6 protein-coding genes are annotated in these 3464 nt (G+C 70.6%); 2 read left to right on the top strand and 4 right to left on the bottom strand.

What is annotated here, in order from left to right:
- Nucleotides 1–33: 33 nt before the first annotated feature.
- Nucleotides 34–309, top strand: coding sequence for a hypothetical protein (locus D7W81_RS40470; protein WP_120560648.1), 276 nt, complete (start codon nt 34–36; stop codon nt 307–309).
- 57 nt (nt 310–366) lie between these two features.
- On the top strand, nt 367–1101 hold the full coding sequence (locus D7W81_RS40465) for a PHP-associated domain-containing protein (protein WP_120560647.1): 735 nt from the start codon (nt 367–369) through the stop codon (nt 1099–1101).
- 3 nt (nt 1102–1104) lie between these two features.
- Here D7W81_RS40465 and D7W81_RS40460 read toward each other — a convergent pair whose 3' ends face one another.
- The 4 genes from D7W81_RS40460 to D7W81_RS44655 all read right to left on the bottom strand — a co-directional run.
- Nucleotides 1105–1860 carry a hypothetical protein gene (locus D7W81_RS40460; RefSeq protein WP_120560646.1) on the bottom strand — a complete coding sequence of 252 codons (756 nt, stop codon included), beginning with the start codon at nt 1858–1860 and terminating at the stop codon, nt 1105–1107.
- Between the two features lie 54 nt (nt 1861–1914).
- Nucleotides 1915–2118, bottom strand: a complete 204-nt coding sequence (locus D7W81_RS40455; RefSeq protein WP_120560645.1) for a hypothetical protein — start codon at nt 2116–2118, stop codon at nt 1915–1917.
- Between the two features lie 68 nt (nt 2119–2186).
- The gene (locus tag D7W81_RS40450) at nt 2187–2513 is read right to left on the bottom strand and encodes an FmdB family zinc ribbon protein (RefSeq protein ID WP_120560644.1); all 327 of its coding nucleotides are present in this window, start codon (nt 2511–2513) and stop codon (nt 2187–2189) included.
- A 25-nt stretch (nt 2514–2538) separates the two neighbouring features.
- Nucleotides 2539–3464: hypothetical protein (locus D7W81_RS44655; RefSeq protein WP_120560649.1), on the bottom strand; the 926-nt coding region annotated here is incomplete at its 5' end.

Raw genomic sequence — 3464 nt, 5'->3', positions numbered from 1 at the left:
CTTCAGGGGCGGGCGGAAAAAGGGGGCAGGACCGTGGACATGAAGACGAAGAAGGACCTGGCGGTGGATTTCATCAACACCATCCGCACCATGGAGCCGAGTGCTCTGAACGCCCTGATCGTGAAGGAAGCGGGCGAGGATCTGGCGCAGTTCTTCCTGAACTACAGCGCGAACCTCATCTCCAAGGACCCTTCGCGGGTGCTCGAGAACACCTCCTCGCTGATGCTGATGGGCTACCTCATCCGCACGTACGAGGAGAAGAACAGCCAGGCCAAGCAGGGCAACTTCCAGTCCTACGCGTTCGCCTGAGGGGCTGAGCACGCGGGCTCGACAGGCCCGGGGAGGCCTGTTAGGCACGCGTCGCCCATGCTCATCGACCTACACGCCCATTCCCACCTGTCCAAGGGGTGCGACCTGGAGCCGCGCGCCGTGCTGGAGCGGGCGGCGATGTTCGGCCTGGACGCGGTGGCGTTCACGGAAACCAACACCCAGGACGGCTGCGACGAGCTCTTCGAGATCGGCGCGAAGTCCAAGGTGAAGGTCTTCGTGGGCCTGGAGCTCGTCACGGACCGGGGCCAGTACCTGTGCTTCTTCCCGAAGCCGGAGATGGCGCCGGAGCCCGTGCAGATGTGGGGCAGCAACCGGGAGAAGCCCTGGAGCGCGGCCGAGTGCCTGCCCAAGGTGAAGGCGCTGGGCGCGGCCATCGTCGCTGCCCGCCCGTTCGACCGGGACGTGCCCAACCCCGCCATGGAGTACGTGCGCTCGCTGTCGGGAGTGCTGTGCGCCGTGGAGGGCTACAACGCCAAGGTGAAGCAGACCGCGAACGACCTGGCCGTCGAGGCCGCGGACGTGCTCAAGCTGCCCTGCGTGGGCGGCAGTGACGCGCGCGGCTCCCTGGATGAGATGGGCCGCGGCGCCACCTTCTTCAAGCGCGACGTGCTCACCCAGGCGCAGCTGGTGGAGGAGTTGTTCAAGGGCGACTACTGGCCGGTGATGGCCGGCGAGCTGCCCCGCCTCACCCGGCCGGGCGAGGCGCAGGCCCAGCGCAAGGGCGGTGGCGGCGGCGGCAAGAAGCAGCACCGCCGCGGCGGCCGGCGGTAGGCGCTAGGGGAGGACGGGCTTGCCCGCCTCCTCCGCGCGCACCAGCTTCCCGTCGGTGAGGAACGCCTTGCGGCGCTCCCCGGTGTAGCGCCACTCCTCGTTCTTCGCGGTGCCCTCCAGCGTGCGGCGCACGGACTCCGGGGGCCCCCAGGCCATGCGCACCGCGTCCGCGGGCATGTCCGCCACCAGCGTCTTGGTGCGCACGGCTTCCTTCACGGCCGCGCTGAAGCCGTTGAGCTGATCCGTCAGCGGGTGGGGGGACAGCGTCTTCTCCAGCTCCGCGCGGAAGGCGTCCGGGCGGTCCAGGTTCGGCGGCAGCACCAGCACCACCTGCTCGCCCGCGGGAGCGCCCTCCACCGTCACGTACACCCACGGCCAGGTGCGTGGTGAGTAGAGCACGCGCTCGGTGACGACCCAGGCCGTGGGGAACTCCACCTTCGTGATCCGCACGCGCGAGCCGGCGGGGAGGGTGGCCTGGATGGCGCCGGGGTTGATGGGCTTGCCCTGGGTGTCATCCACCAGCCGCACGTCCTCCGGCGGGTAGGGCGTGAGCAGCCGCTTGGACGCGTCCCCGAAGAAGGGCGTCAGGTAGGCGGAGACGCGCAGGTACTGCTCCGCGTTCGGGCCGGTGAGGGTCCGGTCCAGCGAGGCGCGATCCTCGGGGGACATGCGGGTGGCGGATGCGCAGCCGGCGGAGACGACGACGGCCAGCAGCGGCACCAGGAGACGGGACGACAGCGAGCGGTAGGAACGCGACATGGCACCTGGAGGCGCGCGGGAGGGAACGCGCGCACTTCAAGGTGCCTGCTTAGCCTAGCGGATGGCCTGCGTCAGCGCCGGCGTGTCCGCAGCCGCGAGCTTGCCGTTGCGGCAGCCGCGCTGGGGGGGACACACGGGACCCCGGCCATGCGGATCCGCGACCAGGAGGAACCGCCCCTGCCCCCGCGCATCCGTCAGCTCTGGATGGCCGCACAGCGCGCAGTGGCGGGGGGGACGCTTCGAGGGAGGAAAGGGCACGCATGAAGTCTGCGGCCTCCCCGCGCCCCCAGCGAATTTTCAGCCGGGGGCGGTGGTGCGGTTGCGCGCTACGACTTGTCGCCGGACGCGGACGGCGTGCTCGGCGCCGCCGCGGGAGCGCTGGCCGGTGTGCTGCTGCTGGCCGCCGGCGCCGCGGCGGACGCCGGCGACGCCGAGGAGGAGGACGTTGAACCGCCGCCGTCCTTCTTCGTGGAGCCGTACAGGTCCGAGTACCAGCCGCCACCCTTGAGGTGGAAGCTGGAGCGGCTGACCTGCTTGCTCAGCGTGCCCGGGGCGCCGCACGCGGTGCATGCGGGGGGCGTCGGGTCGGACATCTTCTGGAGGACGTCGATGGTCTTTCCACAGGCCGAGCAGCCGTACTCGTAGATGGGCATGGGGTGGGTACCTCGTCTCGATGAGTCAGTGCGAAGGGGATTGGGCCTGGGCGGACAGCTGCTTGCGCAGCCCTTCCGTCAGGTTCAGACGTTCGAAAGCGCGGGTGATCAACTCCGCGGGCGCGCCGTGCTTGCGCCCCACGACGTTGGCCAGCGAGTGGAGATCCGTGGCGTCCGGCAGGGCGTCCTTCGCCAGCCGCTCCAGCTCCTTGCGGAGCGCGTCGGAGAAGCGCTTCTGGATGCCCAGGTCCACCAGGTACTTGTCCCGGCCGAGCAGATCCAACCGGTGGGTGAGGTGGCCTGTCGCCAGCACCTCGTTGCGGAAGCGCTCGCGCAGGGCCTCCACCTCTTCCTCCAGCTTGAGCGCGTGGGTCAGCCGCTGCAGCTCGCTGGGGGACAGACCCAGCGCCCAGCCCACGCGTCCGGCGGCGCCGCGCTGCGCGGCATAGGCGGTCTGGATGTTGTGGCGCTCGCGGGCCTCCAGCGTCTCCATGAGGCCGTGCTGGCGCAGCACGTTCTCCATGTCCACCTGGGTCAGCTCGCCGCGCGGGCCGTTGTAGCGGTGCTCCAGCGTGCGCAGGAGCGAGTAGCGGTGCTCCGCCGCCTCGATGGCGGCCTCCAGCGTCTCCTTGCCCTCCGCGCGCGTCAGTTCAAAGAACGACAGTCGCTGGGCCTCCACGCGGGTGAAGCGGCCGCGGGGACGGGGCAGCTCGCGCTTGAGGAAGCGCGGGGCGTCCTCTTCGTCCGGAGCTTGCTGGGCCTGCGGCGCCGGGGCGGAAGCGTCGGCGTCCTCCGCGTCGGTGATGCGCTTCTTCGGGGCGATGCGCTCCTGGACGGCGGCGGCCTCCGCCTTGGCGCTCTTGCGGCGGCCCGTCCTGGCGTCCGTCTCCTCCACGGGGGAGGAGGGGAGGGCGAAGACCTGGCTCTTATACACATCTGACGCTGCCGACG

Source organism: Corallococcus aberystwythensis (genome assembly GCF_003612165.1).
Classification (GTDB): domain Bacteria; phylum Myxococcota; class Myxococcia; order Myxococcales; family Myxococcaceae; genus Corallococcus; species Corallococcus aberystwythensis.
The sequence above is the reverse complement of the archived record's forward strand: the minus strand, read 5'-3'. Positions and strand labels throughout refer to the sequence as shown.